At 73.8% G+C, this 15,344-nt stretch carries 12 protein-coding genes; 2 read left to right on the top strand and 10 right to left on the bottom strand.

The window, feature by feature from the left end:
• Window positions 1–26: 26 nt before the first annotated feature.
• Genes WMF14_RS44860 through WMF14_RS44845 form a run of 4 tightly spaced genes read right to left on the bottom strand, consistent with a single transcriptional unit; the run spans window position 27 to window position 6,148 of the window.
• Window positions 27–959: a S41 family peptidase gene (locus tag WMF14_RS44860; RefSeq protein WP_437796631.1), complete on the bottom strand. Its 933-nt coding sequence runs from the start codon at window positions 957–959 to the stop codon at window positions 27–29.
• Window positions 960–978: 19 nt separating this feature from the next.
• Entirely contained in the window at window positions 979–2,718 is a 1,740-nt protein-coding gene (locus tag WMF14_RS44855; RefSeq protein WP_437796629.1) for a pentapeptide repeat-containing protein, read from the bottom strand.
• Window positions 2,715–4,949 carry a DUF2169 family type VI secretion system accessory protein gene (locus WMF14_RS44850; RefSeq protein ID WP_437796627.1) on the bottom strand — a complete coding sequence of 745 codons (2,235 nt, stop codon included), beginning with the start codon at window positions 4,947–4,949 and terminating at the stop codon, window positions 2,715–2,717. The genes WMF14_RS44855 and WMF14_RS44850 overlap by 4 nt, the downstream gene beginning before the upstream one ends.
• A complete protein-coding gene (locus WMF14_RS44845; RefSeq protein ID WP_437796625.1) occupies window positions 4,949–6,148 on the bottom strand; it encodes a hypothetical protein in 1,200 nt (399 codons plus the stop codon). Before WMF14_RS44845 ends, WMF14_RS44850 begins: the two co-directional genes overlap by 1 nt.
• A 53-nt stretch (window positions 6,149–6,201) precedes the next feature.
• Between WMF14_RS44845 and tssI the strand changes: the two genes are divergently transcribed.
• The gene (tssI, locus tag WMF14_RS44840) at window positions 6,202–8,250 is read left to right on the top strand and encodes a type VI secretion system tip protein TssI/VgrG (RefSeq protein WP_437796623.1); all 2,049 of its coding nucleotides are present in this window, start codon (window positions 6,202–6,204) and stop codon (window positions 8,248–8,250) included.
• 12 nt (window positions 8,251–8,262) lie between these two features.
• On the opposite strand, the gene WMF14_RS44835 is transcribed toward tssI, so the two are convergent.
• Window positions 8,263–8,961 carry a GbsR/MarR family transcriptional regulator gene (locus tag WMF14_RS44835; RefSeq protein ID WP_272101815.1) on the bottom strand — a complete coding sequence of 233 codons (699 nt, stop codon included), beginning with the start codon at window positions 8,959–8,961 and terminating at the stop codon, window positions 8,263–8,265.
• Entirely contained in the window at window positions 8,958–9,146 is a 189-nt protein-coding gene (locus tag WMF14_RS44830; RefSeq protein ID WP_437796621.1) for a hypothetical protein, read from the bottom strand. The genes WMF14_RS44835 and WMF14_RS44830 overlap by 4 nt, the downstream gene beginning before the upstream one ends.
• A gap of 308 nt (window positions 9,147–9,454) precedes the next feature.
• On the opposite strand from WMF14_RS44830, the gene WMF14_RS44825 reads away from it, so the two are divergent.
• Window positions 9,455–9,859, top strand: coding sequence for a hypothetical protein (locus WMF14_RS44825; protein ID WP_437796619.1), 405 nt, complete (start codon window positions 9,455–9,457; stop codon window positions 9,857–9,859).
• A gap of 139 nt (window positions 9,860–9,998) precedes the next feature.
• Here WMF14_RS44825 and WMF14_RS44820 read toward each other — a convergent pair whose 3' ends face one another.
• The 4 genes from WMF14_RS44820 to WMF14_RS44805 all read right to left on the bottom strand — a co-directional run bounded on the left by WMF14_RS44820 (window position 9,999) and on the right by WMF14_RS44805 (window position 15,121).
• Window positions 9,999–10,649, bottom strand: a complete 651-nt coding sequence (locus WMF14_RS44820) for a TlpA family protein disulfide reductase (RefSeq protein WP_272101816.1) — start codon at window positions 10,647–10,649, stop codon at window positions 9,999–10,001.
• Window positions 10,650–10,727: 78 nt separating this feature from the next.
• On the bottom strand, window positions 10,728–10,976 hold the full coding sequence (locus tag WMF14_RS44815; protein WP_272101817.1) for a glutaredoxin family protein: 249 nt from the start codon (window positions 10,974–10,976) through the stop codon (window positions 10,728–10,730).
• A 38-nt stretch (window positions 10,977–11,014) separates the two neighbouring features.
• A complete protein-coding gene (locus WMF14_RS44810) occupies window positions 11,015–12,505 on the bottom strand; it encodes a B12-binding domain-containing radical SAM protein (RefSeq protein ID WP_437796617.1) in 1,491 nt (496 codons plus the stop codon).
• 84 nt (window positions 12,506–12,589) lie between these two features.
• Window positions 12,590–15,121: a DNA internalization-related competence protein ComEC/Rec2 gene (locus WMF14_RS44805; RefSeq protein WP_437796615.1), complete on the bottom strand. Its 2,532-nt coding sequence runs from the start codon at window positions 15,119–15,121 to the stop codon at window positions 12,590–12,592.
• Window positions 15,122–15,344 lie beyond the last annotated feature (223 nt).

Below are 15,344 nucleotides of genomic sequence, written 5' to 3'. Positions count from 1 at the left end.
GACGCTGCGTCCTGCTATCCGAGATCTCATTCTACGGATGGCTGGACCCCCACCCTCTGCACCTCCGCCCCGCCCGGCAGCGTGACCCGCACCGCCGCCGCCATCCGCACGCCCTCCTCACTCGCGCATAGCGAAAGCCCGACCGCCTTGCCGTACGTCCTCTCCCCCGCGATCCCCGCCCGCCCGTGCGCCTTCAGGCACCCCGCGAACAGCTCCGCCGCCGAGGCCGTCCCGCGGTTCACCAGGATCGTCACCGGGACCGTATACGGCTCCTCCTGCCGCGAGCGATAGACCACCTCGTCCCCGTCGCCGTCCGTCACCGTCGCCACGACGCTCCCCGCCGGCAGGAAATCGCCCGCGAGCTCCACGAACGCCCGCAGCTCTCCTCCGGGGTTGTCCCGTAAATCGATGACCAGCTCCCGCATCCCCTCCGCCTCGAGCGAGCGTATCGCCCGGTACACCAAGGCCGGCACGTCCAGCGAGAACACCCGGATCCGGATCACCCCGATCCCATCGCTCAACAGCGCATGCGCCACGTTCCCCGCGCCCGGGAGCACCTCTTCCGGCGCCGCCGCGCACGTGTAGAACACGTTCACCGCGCTCGGCACCAGCACCGCGCCCACCGCGTTGTTCCCGGCGTTCCCGGTGGTGGGACAGGTGAGGTTGATCGCAGGCAACCCCTCGATGATCACCTTGGGATTGCCCGCCACGTAGGCGCCGACATCCATGTAGAGCGGGTGCGCCACCCCGGGCTCCATCCCGAAGGTCATCGGGATGGTCGTGCCGAGGTTCAGCGCGTTCATCATCGATACCTTCACCTTCACCGAGAAATTCACCGCCATCGCGTTGAGCGCGAAGTTCGGGTACGGGATCGGCACCACCACCGGCCCCACCGGCGTCAGGCACACGTCCGGAAACCCGATGTTCATCCCGGCGCCGTTGTTGCTCGCAGGCAGCACGCGTCCGCTCCTTCCGCTGTTATCGCGGCGGCCGCGGGGGCGTGTACGCCTCCGCCTCCAGCCGATCGACGTCCGTGCGGCGCGCGCCGAGCAGCCTCGCGCCGGAGAAGCGCGCGCCCTTGTCGTGGAGGGCGTGCAGGTTGGCGCCGCCGAGATCGGCCTCGCTGAAGTCGGCCTCCTCGACCCGCGCGTGCGACAGGTTCGCGCGCTCGAGGCGCGCCGAGAGGAAGAGCGCGCCGCGGGCCTCGGCATGATCGAGCATCGACTCGCGCAGATCCGCGGCGGCGAGGTTCGCGCCGTCGAGGTCCGCCCGGGTGAACGTGGCGTACCGGAGCATCGCCCGCGAGAGCTTCGCCCCGCGCAGCGAGGCGCCGCCGAAATAGGCGGCCTTCGCCACGACGTTCGGCAGGCTCGCGCCGTCCAGCGCGGCCTCGCGGAGCCTGGCTTGCGTCAGGATGGATCCCTCGAAATCGGCGCCGCGCAGGTTCGCCTTCGAGAAGTCGCTGCCCATGAAATCGCAGTCGCGGAGGCTCATCCGCTCGAGGTTCGCCTCCATGAAGGCGCAGCGGTGCACCGTGAGGCCGGCGAAGGAGACGGCGCGCAGATCCACGCCGGTGAAATCGACGCGATCGAAGATCGTCTTGCCGAGCACGGCGCCCTCCAGCGCGGCCCCGCGGAGGAGCGCCTGCTGGAGCACCGCGCGCGTCAGGTTCGCGCGCGAGAGCCGCGCGCGGTCGAGGATGCAGCGGATGAGGCGCGCGGCCGTGAGATCGGCCCCCTCGAGATCGGCGTCGATGAGGATCACCGACTCGAGATCGCGGCCCGAGAGGTCCACGCCGCGGAGGATCGAGCGCGAGAGGTCGCAGCCGAGGAGGCTCGCGCCCCGGAGGTCCGCGCCCGTGAGATCGCAGTCCGAGAGGATGGAGCGCTCGAGGCGGGCGCCGCGGAGGCTCGCGCCGCGCAGGTCGGCGCCGCGCAGCGAGCAGAGGGAGAGATCCGCGCCGGAGAGGTCGAGGCCGGAGAGATCCGCGCCCGTGAGGTCGGTCCCGGCGAGGTCCTTGCCCGCGAGCTCGGGTCGGCCGAGCTTTGCCTCGTCGAGGACCACGCCGTGCATGCGCTTCGGGAAGCGGGCGCCGCGCAGGTCCGCCTTGACGAAGACCGCGCGATCGAGCTCCGCGCCGTCGAGGTCCGCGCCGGTGAGATCGGCCCCCACGAAGGCGCCGGCCTCGACGCGAGCGCGAGAGAGGCACGCGCGGCGGAGGTTCGCGCGGGTGAACGAGGCGCGCGCGACGCGGGCCTCCGTGAGATCCGCGCCCTCGAGGTTCGCGAGGTCGAGGCGCGAGCCCTCGATTGTCGCGCCGGCGAGCCGGGCGCCGGACCAGTCCGAGCCCACCGCCTCGACCTCGACGATCGTCGCGCCGGAGAGATCGGCGCGGGCGAGGCGCTGGTACGAGAGCTTCGCGCGGACGAGCGTCGCGCCGGCGAGGCGCGCGCCCTCGAGGTTCGAGCCGAGCACGAGCGCGCCGTCCAGCGCGCAGCCCGCGAGGTCCGCGTCCCGGAGGTCGCACTCGACGAAGTGGGCGCCCGAGAGGGTGCTGCCCGCGAGCCGCGCGCCGCGCAGGCTGGCGCGGAGGAACCGGGCGCGAGCGAGATCGAGGTTCGTGAGATCCAGGCCTCGGAGGTCGAGGCCGTCGAGGCGGGCGCCCTGGAGCGGCGCGCCGGCGCGGATGCGGTCGAGGAGCTCCTCGACGCTCTTCACGCGCCCTCCAGGCTGGAGCGCCGCAGGTTCGCCCCCTTGAAATCGCAGCCGGCGGCGCTCGCGCCCTCGAGGCGGGCGCCGTACAGGCTGGCCCCGGCGAAGGAGGCGCCGTCGAGGCGCGCCTTGCAGAGGTCGGCGCCGAAGAGATCGGCCTGCGCGAGGTCGGCGCGCTCCAGGGAGGCGCGGTAGAAGCGGCTCCCGCGCAGGACCGCGCACGCGAAGCGCGCGCCCCGGGCCGAGGCCCAGGAGAGGTGCGCCCGCGGGAAGGACGCATACCGGAGGTCGGCGCCGTCGAGCTTCGCCCGGAGCAGCGCCGCGCCCTCACCGCGCGCTTCCACGAGCGTCGCGCGCTCGAGATCGGCGTCGGCGAAGCTCGTGCGCGGCAGGGACGCGCCCGTGAGATCCGCGTCCGTCGCGGAGGACCCGGCGCACATGCACCCGACGAGCGACGCGCCTCGCAAGGAGGCCCGATCGAGCTTCGCCCCCTGGAGGACGGCGCCGTCGAGGTGGAGCTCCTCCCCGTCGATCTCGCGGAGATCGGCCTCGTCGAGCAGCGCGCCGCGCCCCCGCGCCCTCGCCAGGCGGGCGCGGGTGAGATCGGCGCGGGTGAAGATGGCCTGGTCGAGCGTCGCGCCGCGCAGATCGGCGCCCGCGGCGCGCGCGCCGGTGAGGTTCGCCTGGGAGAGGTCGGCGCCCGAGAGCGCGGCGCCCTCGAGGGTCGCCTCGAACAGCACGGCCCGCGAGAGATCCGCGTTCGAGAGGTTCGTCCCCGAGAGGTTCGCCCCCGAGAGGAGCGCGCCGGAGAGCTTCGCCCCGGAGAGGTCGCGGCCCGAGAGGTCCTGCCCGGAGAGATCGCGCCCCGAGAGGTCGGCGCCGGGGCCGGGCTCGGGCGGCGGCGCCGCGGCCTCGCCCGGGAGCCGGTAGCCGGGGACGATCTCGCGGAGGCGGGCGTCGCGGAGCAGCGCGTCGAGGCGCTCGACGCCCTCGAGCTCCGTCCCGCGCGCGGCCGCGTCCCGGCGGAGCTTCTCGACGCGCGCGACGAGCGCGTCGAGCGCGCCGCCCATGGGGACGCGCGGCGTGCCCGCGGGCGTGGCCGGGAGGTACGCGGCCTGCCGCTGCGCCGGGAGCCGCGCGAGCGCCTGCGCGATGGTGCGCTCGATGTCGACGCCCTCGGGGGTGCGCAGGGCCCGGAGCTTCGCGACGAGCTGCCGCACGCGGTCCTGCTCCGGCGCGTGGAGGCCGCCGAGCCGCTCGGCGAGGAGCTTCGATACAGGATCCGCCTCGTCCGCGGCGCGCGGCGGCCGCGGCGCGCCGTCGCGGACGAGGTCGTAGGCGTCGCGCACCTCCGGCGGGAGATCCTCGAGGCCGCGCGGATCGCGGGCGAGCTGGGCGAGCTGCTCCCGGTACTTGTCGAGCGGCAGCGGCGCATCCGAGAGCGGCTCGGCGGCGATGACGACGGCGCGCACGTCGGCGAGATCGTCCTCGGCCACCTCGGCGTGGCCGCGCCAGGTCAGGGTCACGAGGCCCGCGTCCGGCTCGACGAAGAGCGTGTCGAGGCTCATGCGGGCGTCCTGCACGCGGCCCTCGGCGTCCTCGACGACCGCGCGGATCCGGAGGCCTGGCAGGCGGAAGGAGGCGGTCTGCGCGGCGGGGTGGAGGTTCAAGAGCGTGACCTCCTCGTCGCCGCGCAGGTGGCCGGCGAGGCGCTGATCCGCCGGGGCGGCCTGGAAATAGGCCCAGTCGAAGTCCTCGGCGTACCACGGGGCGCGGGTCTTCCGGTACGAGGGGCCGTACTCCTTGCCGAGCATCCGGCGGTGCTCGGGCGAGTCCGGGTGGATCGGCCCGAAGGGCGCGGGCACCTGGCGGTCCTCGCGCGGCGCCGGGACGAGCAGCGATTTCGACCAGCTCCCGACCGCGAAGCCCACGGGGTGCTCGCGCTGCGGCTCGCCGGGAGGCGGGTGGCAGGCGCCGCGGAGAAGGAGATCCGCGGCCGGCTTCCAGTCGGCAAAATCGCCGGGATAGGTACGCTCGCCGTCGCGCTCGCCGTCGCCTCCCTCGAAGGTCTCGGCGGTCAGCGCCCCCTGCGCGAGCTGCCCTTCCAGCGGCGCGAGGGGCTCGCCGAGGCGGAGCGAGAACCGGCCGCGGACGACGAGGACCACCTCGGGCTGCGGCGGCCTCCGCGAGCAGACCTTGGCGCCGAAGGGGAAGGGCGTGAGGTTTTTGGTCTGCATCAGAACAGGTTGATGACGCCGGACATCAGGTTGTACGCCCCGGTGCTCACCGACTCGGCCGACGAGACGCTCGCGCAGATGTTCTTCACGTTGGTGCGGAACTGGGAGAGCTCCTGCCGGTTGGTCAGGTTGAGCTCGGCCTTGGGGCCCATGTTGATCGAGACCCCCGCCGTGAGCGAGACCTCGAGCATCGCCGCGATCGTCAGCTCGACAAGGCCGCCGATCGTGACCTCCTCGGTGGCGCCGACGGTGATCGACGCCGCATTGCCGATGGTGACGTCGCTCGTATTGCCGATGGTCACCGACTGGACCTCGCCGATGGTCGTGTCCGAGACGAGCGAGGCGGTCGTCGTGCTGGACACGGTGCTCGCGGCGGTCTCGTCGCTGATCGACGTGGCGCTCGTGGTGCTGGAGATGGTCTGCGCGGTTGTCTCGTCGCTGATCGCGGTCGCCGTCGTCTTGCTGGCGATCTGGTCGGCCCAGGTCTCGTCGAGGATCTGCGGCACGGGGCACGCCGCCGAGCCGGTGTACGACTCGATCCGCTGCGCCCAGGTGGAGCTCAGGCAGGTGGGGTTCGGTCGCTCGGCCGTGGGAGCCTCGGAGCCGGTGATGCTGGTTTGCTTGTTGCCATAAAAGCGATCGAACGTGTCGCCGTGGTAGGTGGTGTCGACGTCGCCCTTCTCGGTCTTCTCGGTGACCTTCCAGGTGCCGTTGTAGTTCTGGACCCATTCGATGGTGGTGGCGGCGGTCCAGAGATCGGTGGCGTCCTGGATATGACCGCCGGAGACGTCCCAGCCGGCGGTGTCCTCCTGCCGGCCGAGGACGAGCATGCGGTAATTGCCCTTGATGACCTCGACCTTGTCGCCGCGCGTGGTGGTGATGCGGTTGCCGTCGGAGTGGTCGCGCCAGCCGCCCTTGGTGTGGAGCTTTGCTGTCTCGGCCTGCCGCTCGGCCTCGGGGATGAAATCGGGGCAGCCGTCGCGCTTGCGGGTGTCGTCGATGAACGAGGTGACCCGGGCGGCGAGGTCCTCGCCGGTCGCCCTCGGCGCGCCCGGGCTTCCGGCGAGGCTCGGGTCCTTGACCGCGCCGAGGCGGAGATACGAGCCCATCGCCTCGGCGTCGGACGCCGCGTCGTTGAAATTCGGGACCTCGATGAGGAGGTATTTCCCGTTGATACCCTCACCCTCGCGCGTACCCATGCGTGCCTCCGCGTCGGGTACAGTACCAGGCGAGCCGCGGAGGAGGCGCGACGATGAACCGAGAGCCGACGGAACCCCTGAGGTGCAGCGAGCCGTCCCCACCCGCCGCCGCACCGCCGTGCGGTGAGCCCACCGCCGCGACGGCGCACCGCGCGCCCAGCGCCGTGACGATGGCCGCGGGGTCCCCCGCGGCGCGCATCCGCGAGGCCCCCGACGCAGGGCCCCCGTGCAGCGAGCCCATCGCACGCGCGGCGTGCGCCGAGAGCCCGGAGGAGGCGGCCGGGCCGGTGGAGGATGCCCCGCCAGCGCCGTCTCCGGACGATCGAGAGCTCCTCGAGGCGCCGGCGCGGGCGAGCGCCGGAGGGCCTCGCGAGGGGCCGCCATCGCCGCTGCGGGCGACCGCCGGAGGGCCGCGGGAAGCGCCGCCGTTGCGCCCGGGGACGAGCGCCGGAGGGCCGCCGTTGCGCCCGGGGACGAGCGCCGGAGGGGTGCGGGAGCTCCCGCCGTCCCAGAGGGGCCCAGGGGCGCCCGATCACCTGCCGTTCCGCGAGCTCGGCGCGGCGGGATCGGCGCTGCGCCCGCCGCGCACGGCGCCGATGGAAGCGCTTCAAGAGCCGAAGGCCGCGCTCCGGGACCGGGCACGGCAGGCGCCGATCCTGCGGCTCGACTCCGACGATTTCTCCTGCGACCTCGTCCGGGTGCGCGGGGTGCACGGCAAAGAGGCCATCGGCCAGCTCTTCTCGTACGACATCGACGTCGTGTGCAGCGACGGCGCCGAGCTCTCGATCGACCAGGTGCTGGGGGCGACGGCGGCGCTCGTGTTCGAGGTCCAGGGCGCGGACGAGCGGACCGTGCACGGCATGATCGCCGAGGTCGAGGACCGGCACGAGACGGAGACCGCTCTCCGCTCCTACCGGCTCCGGCTCGCGCCGCGGGCGTTCCGCGCGACGCTCGTGGAGCTCCAGCAGCTCTTCCTCGACATCAGCGTGCCAAAGCTCATCCAGCACAAGCTCGCGATGGTGGGGCTCGGGCCCGAGGACGTGGTGATGCGCCTCTACCGCGATCACCCCGAGCGGGAGATGATCGTCCAGTACAAGGAGACGGATCTGGCCTTCATCTCGCGGCTCGCCGAGCACCTCGGGATCTCGTTCTTCTTCGAGCACGAGTCGGGCCGCGACGTGATGGTGTTCACCGACGAGCCGACGGGCTTCCAGCCGCTGCCGGGGGGCGACGCGGTGGTGTTCCGGCCGCGGGGCGAGCGGCGCGACATGTTCGAGCTCAGGGAGCAGGCCAGGGCCTTCCCCGCGACGTACGTCATGCAGGAGTACAATTACCGGACGCCAAGGCTCGACATGACGGCAACGCACGAGTCGCCGGCGGGCCTCGGGGGCGGCGTCGTCGAGTACGGCGCCCACCACAAGACGCCGGAGGAGGGCCAGCAGCTGGCGCAGATCCGCGCGGAGGAGCGGGCCTCGTCGAGCCGCTATTTCGAGTGCCAGAGCGACGAGCTCCGGCTGATCCCCGGGGCCGTCTTCGCGCTCGAGGGCCACCCGCGGCTCGACGGCGAGCGGTTCCTGGCCGTCGAGGTCGAGCACCGCGCTGTGCAGCCGGTGGCCATCGAGGGCGGGGCCGGCGGCGAGCAGGAGTACGTCAACCGCGCGCGCCTGGTGCGCGCCGGGCAGGCCTACCGCCCGCCGCGGACGGCGCCGCGGCCGAAGATCCACGGGGTGGTGACGGCGCTGGTGGAGCCGCTCCCGGACGGCGAGATCGGGGAGGTCTCGCCGATCGACGAGCAGGGGCGCTACCGGGTGCGCTTCCACTTCGACGCGGGGGATCCCGCCTCGCGCGCGTTCCCCTCGCGGCTCGTGCGGATGATCCAGCCGCACGCCGGGCCCAACTACGGCATCCATTTCCCGCTCAAGCCCGGCATCGAGGTGCTGATGGTCTTCGTCGACGGCGACCCCGACCGGCCGATGATCGTGGGCGCCGCGCCCAACCCGATCACGCCGTCGCCGGTCACCCGGGAGGTGAACCTGATGCACCGGATCGAGACGTCGACCGGCATCCTCATCGAGATGCGGGACTGCCCGCCGCGCGGGTGACGCGGGCCGCCGCTACCGCTTGCGACCGGCTCGGCCGCTCAGGCGGCTGATCGCGTCGCCCGCCGCCCAGGCGACGCGGGCCGCCGCGTTCAGGGAGCGGACCATCGCCTCGGGCACCTGCGCGATCAGCCGCTCGAGATCGACAGGGCCGTCGATCGACGGCAGGAGCTGCTCCATCAGGTCGGCGAACAGGTCGTACTTGCGCGACAGGTCGTCGAGGCGCGAGCGCATCGCGTCGGCCTCCGCGCCCTGCGCGTCGCCGAGCAGCGAGAGCGCGCGCCGCGCGAGGGCGCGCTTGTCCTGCACCACGCGGCGCAGGCGGCCCAGGTAGGCGCCGACGATCACGTCCGGGTACTTGCCGCGCAGCGCGAACGAGTCGTGCCGCGCGCCCGACTCCCGCCGGCGCTCGATGATCCCGGCCGCCTCGAGGCCGCGCAGGTTCGCGAAGATGTTGCTCTTGGAGCGGCCGAGCTCCTGGCTGAGCTCATCCATCGAGCGCGGCTCGTCCGCCAGGTAGAGCGCCGCCACGACCTGCCCACCCAGCCGGGTGATTCCGGGGAACGACGCGGCGATCTCGGCGCCGACCCCCTCGAGCAGCGCCTGCCGCGCCGCCGCGACCCGCTCGTCCGAGGCGCTCCCGTCGCCCCCCTCACCCGTTGCGGGCGGCTGCGGCGGGTGCGCTGTCGGCGACGTCGGCCTCCGGGCGGTCATGATGGGTGACTCACATAACGATCTTTCGCGGGTGCGCCAAGCGGCCAGCGCGCGATCATCTCGCCCACCTCGAGCGCCAGGCTGCTCGACCCGTCCCGCGCGCCGCCGAAGCGGGCCCGGAGGATCCCGGCCGGATCGAGGATCCACGTCTCATGGGAGAGCTGCGTGCCGTACGTGTCCAGCACGATCTCGGCGTCGGGGTCGAACAGGACCAGGAACGGCGGATCGCCGTTCGGGGTGGGCGACGATCGGGTACTGCCGCCAGGGGTGGGGGCGGCTCTCGGGGCAGAGCCACCCGGGCGCGGCCGCTGCCCTGCGGAGCACCGCGCCGGCGAGGCGGGGTGAGAATCCCGCGTCGAATCGCCCCAAGAAGCGACGAAAGAAAAACAACGAACCTTGTCAGACAGCCGAGGACAGCGACGAACGAACCATCGAGGACAGCGCGCGAGGTGATCGTCGCGCGAGGCGCCTCGACCCATTCCAGGAGGGCATCATGCGACGTTTCATTGCTGGACTCTGCGTCATCTTGCCGGCGTATTTCATGGGGTGTATGGCGTATCCGGCCGACGTGGTGACGGACGAGAGCCTATCGAGCGAGGCCGTCACCGAGGAGGTGGAGGAGGCGTCCGAGGCGCTGACGGCCTGCGGCCCCGGGCTCTGCTGCTCCCTCTCGGACTGGTCCGGCTCCAGCGAGTGTCAAAGCGGGAACCAGGCCGTGCACTGCTGTCCCTCGGGCTACGGCTCCGTGGGCGGCTCCTGCATACCCTATTGCCCGGGCGGCCGCTCCTGCGGATGGGACCGCGTAGCGGGCGCAGGCGCCTGCACACAGGGCTGCAAAGGCTCCATGATCTACTGCTGTCCGGCCGGGAAGACCTATACGACAGCGGGCTGCCGGTAACCTCCCACCTGCCGGCCCGCGCCTCCCGCGGCCGCTTCGAGGGCGCGAGCGCGCGCCGGAGTTGCGAGCGCGTTCGGAGCTTCGAGCCTCATTGCATGGGCGGATCCCAGGCGCTCTCGCCCTCGGGGCAATGAGGCCTTCAGGAGTCGTCGGTGCAGACGTCGACGGACCCGGCGCGCGGCTTGCTCTTGTAGATATCGGCCGGGCAGCTGCCCCAGCGCGAGACCACCTCGCCCACCTCGATGGCCAGGCTGCTCGACCAGTCCCGCGCGCCGTCGAAGCGGGCCCGGATGATCCCGTTCGGGTCGATGATCCACGTCTCCGGGTAGAGCTGCGTGCCGTACTGGTCCATCACGACCTTGGACTCCGGGTCGAACAGGACCGGGAACGGCGGGTCTCCGTTCAGGGCCACCTTGAGCGCGTCGCGCACATCGTCCGGTCCCTCGTCGGTCGAGACCGTGAGGACGACGATGTCCTTCCGCGACTGGGCGATCCGGCCGAGCTCCGCGAGCGCCGGCATCTCCTGCAGGCACGGGGCGCAGGTCTTGGTCCAGAAGTTCAGGAAGACCGTCTTGCCACGGAACGACGACAGCCGGACGGGCTTGCCGTTCATGTCCGGCAGCTCGAAGTCCGGCGCGAGCCGGTTCCGGCCGGCGTACGCAGGGCGCAGGGCGCAGATGGCCTCGCAGCCGGTCGTGCGCTGGTCATTCTGCGCCGCGTGCACGAAGCCGTAGACCGTGACGGCAGCGACGAGGATGAAGGCGAGCTGCGCGATGGTCGTCCACTTCACGGGGGTTCGCATAGCGTAGCGCGGCGCAGGGCGAAAGCGGGCCGAAACGCCCCGCCGCCGCGCGTCGACGCGGGGGCTTCACTCCGGGCCGGAGAGCAGCCGCTCGAGCCGCCGCTCGTCGACGCGGTACTTCATGATCTTCCGCCCATCGAGCTCGACAACGGGGACCTCCCAGTCGTACAGCGCTCGCTTCTCCGGGCCGGCCTCCCGGTCGAGGTCGACGACGGCGAGCTCGAACGGGAGCCGGGCGCGCACGCGCTCGAGCGCGGCGTGGGCCTCCTCGCAGAGGTGGCAGCGCTCGCGCGTGAAGAGGGTCAGCGTCTTCATCGTCACGTGGCACCCTCCGGGCCGGGCTGCCGCCCCGCTCACCCCGCCGCGAGCAGCGGCAGGCTCTGCCGGCGCGGCGGCTCCGGCCGCTTGATCTTCTCGAACGCGCGCTCGTAGTCCCGGAACGAGCCGCCCGCGTGCACGGCCTGCAGCACGGCGCGCCCCTCGGCCTCGCCGCCGGCGGCGAGCACCGCCTCGACCCACGCCCAGCGCGCGCTCGTGGCCCGCACGTCCGCGCGGCCCCGCAGCCCGCGGCGGAGCCGCTCGAGCCGCTTGTTCACGACGTCGATCCCGGCGAAGCGCGCGCCGTGGAGCGGCGTGTTGCGCTTCGGGCAGAACGGCGCGATCCCGAGCGCGACCGGCACGATCCGGGACAGCTCCGTGACGAACGCGACGCACTCGTCGATGTCGGCGTCGGTCTCGCCGGGGACGCCGACCATCAGGTACAGCTTGAGCCGATTCATCCCGTGCTGCCGCGCGAGCTCCGCGGCCCGCTGGAGGTGCCTGGGCCGGGCGCGCCGCTCGAGCGTCTCGCGGACCCGCTCGCTCGTGCCGTCCATCGCCGTCGTCAGCGTCTTGTAGCCCGCGAGCCGCAGCGCGCCGACGAACTCGTCGGTCAGCCGGTCCGGCCGGAGGCTGCTCAGCCCGACCTCGCAGCCCCGCTCGGCGAGCGTCCGGACCACCTCGACGATCTTCGGGTGATCGCTGACCGCGGCGCCGACGAGGCCGACGCGCCTCGCGTCCTCGGGGATGAGCTCGAGGAGGCGCTCCTTCGGGACGATGCGCATGCCGCCGTTGGTCGAGCGGCGCATCACGCAGTAGGTGCACCCGCGCGAGCAGCCCCGCTCCGCCTCGATGAGGAACATGTTCGAGAGCTCGGTCTCCTCGGCGCGGATCGGCGACCAGGCGGGCAGGAGCGCGTTGTCGCACTGCGCGACCGGGGGCATCTCCGCGCCGTGGCGCGCGGGGACGAAGACGTGGGGGAGGGCCGCCAGCGCGTCGAGCGCCGCCTCGCGCGACGAGGCGTCCCGCAGCAGGCGGAGCACGTCCACGGCCAGGGTGTCGGCCTCGCCCATGATGATCGCGTCGGCGAACACCGCGAGCGGCAGCGGGTTCGAGAACGTGAGCGGACCGCCCGCGAGGACGAACGGATCGCGAAAGGAGCGCTCCTCCCGGAGCGCCGGTATCCCCGCCAGCTCGAGCAGGCGGACGACCCCGGCGAGCTCGAGCTCGTAGGCCACCGAGAGCGCGATGACCGGGAAATCGGAGATGGGGCGGAGCCCCTCGTACGTGATCGGGGGGCCGTCCGTGCCCTGCCCCTCGTCGTCCGGGAGGAAGGCCCGCTCGCATGCCATCCCGGGCTCGGCCTGGATGGTCTTGTAGATCTGGAGGAAGCCGAGCGAGCTCATTCCGGCCCGGTACGGCGAGGGGTAAGACAGCGCGACGCGGAAGGGCGCCTGCTTGTCGATACGACCGATCTCGCCCGCCAGGCGGCGGCGGATCGTGGTCGTCATCGCGCTACGAGACATCGGCCCAGCGTCCCTCAGGGGACGTCCAGGCGCAAGGATGGGGAGGCCGGCTGACAGCCGTCCGGAGCGGCGATTTTTTCCAGTTCACGGCCCACCGTTCTCCGGAGCGTGTCCGGCGGCCGCACCCCCGCCGCGGGGAGCGGGGGCCGGGCGCGGCGGCTCGCCCGGGCGGGACCAGAGGACGCGCTCGCCGTCGGTCTCCCAGGTCAGGGCGCCGCCGCGGTCCGTGCGCGCGATCGCGACGCCGTGGGCCGAGAGGCGGGAGAGCACCTCCGGGCTCGGGTGCCCGAAGCGGTTGCGGACGCCGCAGGACACGGCGGCGATCGAGGGGTCGACGGCCGCGAGGAGCGCCGCGCCTGTCGACGTCCGGCTGCCGTGGTGCCCCACCTTGAGCAGATCGGCGCGGAGCGCGGCGCCGTAGCGCGCCACGAGCGCGTCCTCGGCCTCGTGCTCCGCGTCGCCGACGAGCAGCGCGGATCGAGCCCCGTAGGTGATGCGCACGACGAACGAGTTGTCGTTGGCGCCCCGGTCGGGGTGGAGCTCCGGGCACGGCGCGAGCACCTCGATCGTCGCTCCCGAGAGGACCCGCGGCCTGCCGCACAGCGAGGCGGGCCGCACGATGGGCACGCCGCGCCCGCGCAGGTCCGACAGGAGCTTCCGGTAGACCGGGCCCGCGCCCTCGGCCTCGCCCTGGCCGGTGTCCCAGAGCTCGCCGACCTCGACGCCCTCCACCGTGGCCGGCAGGCCGCCGAAGTGATCGGGGTGGGGGTGCGAGAGGACGACGGCGTCGAGGCGGGCGCGGCGGCGCGATCGCAGGAGCGGCCGGAGCACGCGCGCGCCCGTGTCGACGGGGCTGCCGACGAAGCCGCCCGCGTCGACGAGCATCGCGCCGCCCTCGGGGAGATCGATCAGGATGGCGTCGCCCTGCCCCACGTCGAGCACGTTGACGCGCAGCACGCCGCGCGGCGCGCCCGCGCGCGTGGCGACGCCCTCGAGCAGCAGCCACGCGGCGGCGCCGGCGGCGAGCGCGGCGAGCCGGCGGCCGCGGCGCTCCGCGGCCCACGCGATCGCGATCGCGGCGGCGAGCGCGGCCAGCTGGGCGGGCGACGGCTCCGGCAGGCGCAGCACCACGCCGGTGTCCGCCGAGGCGCGGGCCACGGCGCGGACCGCGAGCAGCGCGCCCGACCCGACGAGCGCGCACCCGCGCTCGACCGGCGGCGCCCACGAGAGCACGGCGTGCGCGAGGCAGAACGGGAGCGCCGCCAGCTCGCCGATCGGCGCGGCGACGACGTTCGCCGCCACGCCGAGCAGCGGGAACGTCTCCCCGTTCATGAGCAGCAGCGGCGTGCACCCGAACATGGCGGCGAGCGTCGTCGCGAGGGGCGTGAGGACCTTGCGCGCGAGCTCCCGCGGCGACGACCCGCCCTCGGCGCCGCCGTCGCCGCGGTCCTTCTCGCCGGGGACGAGCAGCGCGGCGAGCGGCCGCTGCAGCCAGAGCAGCCCGGCGGTCGCGGCCGCGGACAGGCCGAACGAGAGATCCCACGCGACGAGCGGATCCACGGCCGCGGCGCCCGCGAGCGACAGGGCGAAGCAGCGGACGCCCACCGGACGGAGGCCGAGGAGGCGGGCGCCCATCGCGCAGCTGAGCATCGCCGCGGCGCGCATCGCCGAGCCGCCGCCGCCGGCGAAGTCGGCGTAGAGCCACGCGGCCGGCACGCACAGCGCCGCGGTGATGCGACCCGCGTCCCACCGGGCGGCGATCGGCCCGACGCGGACGAGGATCGCGCGGAGCGCCGCGGCGAAGCCCGCCACCGCGAGGACGAGGTGGGTCCCCGAGACCGCGAGCAGGTGCGCGAGGCCGCTCTCGCGGAAGGCCTCCTGGTCCTCGGGCGCGAGGTCGGTCTCGCCGAGCACGAGCGCGCGCCCGAGCGCCACCGCGTCGGGGTGGAACGTCGCCTCGATGCGCCCGCGCACGAAGGCCCGCGCGCGATCGACGGCCGCGCGCACGTCGATCGCGCGCCCCTCCGACGTCCGCCGCGCCTCCACGATCGTCCCGCTCGCGACGATCCCGCTCCGCGCGATCGCGGCGCTCCCGTCCCGGAGCCCCTCGTTCCGGAACAGGTGGATCGGCGCGAGGTCCACGGTGACCTCGAGCCGGTCGCCCCGCGCGAGGTCCACCGGCGCGCCGTAGAGGCGCGCGCGGAGCGGCCCCGGCAGCGCTCGCCCGCCGCACGTCCCGCCGGAGAGCTCCACGTCGATGCGCGAGGCCGGCGGCTCGTCGTCCACCCCGGGCGCCGCTGCGGAGCGCTGCTGCGCCGCCCCGACCACGACCGGCGAGCCGACGACGGCGCACGCCACCTCGCAGCGCGCCGGCGGGTGCAGCAGCGCGAGGGCGCCATCGTAGGCGGCGCCCGCGCCGTCGAGCAGCGCGCGGGCGCGGAGGCCGCTCACGACGAGCGCCACCCCGGCGGCGGCGAGCGCGGCGCGGCCGGCCCGGCGGCGGAGCGCCGCGGCGGCGAGCGCGGCGCCGAGCGCCGTGGCCAGCGGAGAGAGGGCGAGCGGCGCGCCCGCGGCGAGCGCGAGGCCGAAGAGCAGCACGGGATCGATCACGGCCACGCGGCCCCGCAACACCCGGGCCGCGCGCTTTCCCGCGGTATTTCACGGGGGAGCGGCCGCCGTGCCCCTGGCGCCGCCATGGCGGCGTCGAACGCGTCGACGCGACGGACGATCCTGCAAGAGCGCTCTTTTATGTGGGGGAAGCAACGAGCCGAGTCGGTCATCGCCCCCGGCGCGCGTGCACGACCGCAACTTCGCCTCTAGAATCTTCTGCTCCTTGCGG

Source organism: Sorangium sp. So ce693 (genome assembly GCF_051521375.1).
Lineage (GTDB): Bacteria > Myxococcota_A > Polyangia > Polyangiales > Polyangiaceae > Sorangium > Sorangium atrum.
The sequence above is the reverse complement of the archived record's forward strand: the minus strand, read 5'-3'. Positions and strand labels throughout refer to the sequence as shown.

What these genes read in the sequence shown, in the direction of transcription:
- WMF14_RS44825 (WP_437796619.1), top strand. Translation starts at nt 9,455, where the DNA reads ATGCGACGTTTCATTGCTGGACTCTGCGTCATCTTGCCGGCGTATTTC.
- WMF14_RS44810 (WP_437796617.1), bottom strand. Translation starts at nt 12,505, where the DNA reads ATGTCTCGTAGCGCGATGACGACCACGATCCGCCGCCGCCTGGCGGGC.
- WMF14_RS44815 (WP_272101817.1), bottom strand. Translation starts at nt 10,976, where the DNA reads ATGAAGACGCTGACCCTCTTCACGCGCGAGCGCTGCCACCTCTGCGAG.
- tssI (WP_437796623.1), top strand. Translation starts at nt 6,202, where the DNA reads ATGAACCGAGAGCCGACGGAACCCCTGAGGTGCAGCGAGCCGTCCCCA.
- WMF14_RS44835 (WP_272101815.1), bottom strand. Translation starts at nt 8,961, where the DNA reads ATGACCGCCCGGAGGCCGACGTCGCCGACAGCGCACCCGCCGCAGCCG.
- WMF14_RS44850 (WP_437796627.1), bottom strand. Translation starts at nt 4,949, where the DNA reads ATGCAGACCAAAAACCTCACGCCCTTCCCCTTCGGCGCCAAGGTCTGC.
- WMF14_RS44845 (WP_437796625.1), bottom strand. Translation starts at nt 6,148, where the DNA reads ATGGGTACGCGCGAGGGTGAGGGTATCAACGGGAAATACCTCCTCATC.